General features: G+C 35.3%; 1 protein-coding gene. It reads right to left on the reverse strand.

Features of this window, described 5'->3' with window-relative positions; genetic code table 11:
* Positions 1–47: 47 nt before the first annotated feature.
* A partial coding sequence (locus AS157_RS06765) for a methyl-accepting chemotaxis protein (protein WP_214495021.1) occupies positions 48–1,836 on the reverse strand: 1,789 nt, incomplete at its 5' end.

Here is a 1,836-nt window from a genome sequence, read left to right on the forward strand (position 1 = left end):
AAAAAGGTGTTTCCTAAGAGGAAACACCTTATATATTAACTTAGACATTATAATTTAAAATTTGATAAGTATTGATTTAGACCTGCTACAGCGTTATTTAAATCATCTGAATATATTTTTACTTCTGATGCTTGTTTTGCTTGATTTTCCACTTGTTCTGCCATGTGTTTTATTTCTTCTTCCACTTCCATCAACGTCTTTGTTACCCTATCTATTGCCGCACTTACTTCTTCTGATGCTCCACTTTGTTCTTCTGATGTCGCTGCCAAGTCATTTGTCATTCCGTATATGTCTTCTATCTTTTCTAATAATTCCACTATTGATTCACTTACTTTCTCCGATGATTCTACTGAATCTCCTATCTTTTCCCCTACTTCTTCTGTGTATTTTGCCACGTTTACTGCTTGATCCTTTATTGCATTTAATACTTCTGCTATCTTTTGTGTTTGGCTTTTACTTTCTTCGGCTAGTTTCCTTATCTCATCTGCAACTACTGCAAATCCCCTTCCTGCTTCTCCTGCTCTTGCCGCTTCTATCGCTGCGTTAAGTGCCAGTAAATTCGTCTGTTCCGCTATGTTTGATATCGTTCCTACTATTTCCCCTATCATATTTGATGATTCTTCCATCTCACGTACCGATTTTTCTGTCTCCTTCATCGTTTCGTTTACTTTCATTATCACTTCTTTTAGTTCTTTTACTCTTCCTGATGAGTCTGTTGCCTTCTCTTTCATCTCTTCTGCTTTCCTTGCCAAATTCTCCGCATAGTTTGCTATGTTTTGCGCGCCTGATGCTATCTCTTCCATTCCACTGTTTGCTTCTTCTGTCGCCGATACTACTTCTTGTAATTCATATGTCGCTTTGTTTACCGTTTCTGTTGCATCTTTTGCTGCCCTTTCTGTGTCTTCTACTAGGTTGTCCAATAACTGTGATACCGAGTATACTTGTGAGTTTAGTTTCATTACTTCTCCTACCGTTTGCTTGAAATTATCCACCAATATCTTAAACGCATTTGTTAGTTGACTTATCTCATCTTTCCCTTTTCTTTCTTTTATCTCTACCGTTAAGTCTTTTTCCGATACTCTCTTTGCTATTTCACTTATCTCTATTATTGGTTTACTTATTGATTTCGATACAAAGTATGCTATTATCGCTGCTATTAATGCAACTATTATTCCCGTTAGTATCCCTAGATTTACTATATTTTTTGCTTCCTTTATCACTTCTGAGTAGTTTATCGTTGCCATTACTTTCAACGGTAAATCATCTATCTTTATAAAGCTTGCAAATTTTTCATATCCATTGTATTTATACCTTACACTCCCTTTGTCTTTTGATAAGAGTTCTTCTTTTAGCTTCTCAAGCCCTTTTTCCTTTGCTATGTCTAGTTCGTTTATTTTACTTTCATCTGGATGTGCCACCACTAACGTGTCGTATATTATACTTACTATTCCATTTTCTCCTATCTTTGCCCCTTTTATCATATCTTGTAGTATGCTTTGTGGATATAACCCTATTAATACCGCAACTACGTTATCACTGAAGTCTTTTACTGGTACAGCAACTGCTATGGTGCTTGTAGAATTGTATTCAAATGGTATGTATATGTCATATTCTTTTTCCTTGCTTTTTATCTTGTCAATTATATCTTTTAACTTCTCTGGAAAATTAATTGATAACTCACCTGTCTCATCAAGTACTTCACCTGTTTCTAATACGATAAATGTTTGGATAAATCCCTCTTTTTTTAATGTATTTTTTGCATTTCTAATTCCCCATGCAAGTTGTTTTTTCCCTAAATCACTTGTCGCATTCATCAAATATGGGGTAAGTGACCCC

Origin of the sequence: Thermosipho sp. 1244, from assembly GCF_018588215.1 — a bacterium.
GTDB classification, from domain to species: Bacteria; Thermotogota; Thermotogae; order Thermotogales; family Fervidobacteriaceae; genus Thermosipho; species Thermosipho affectus.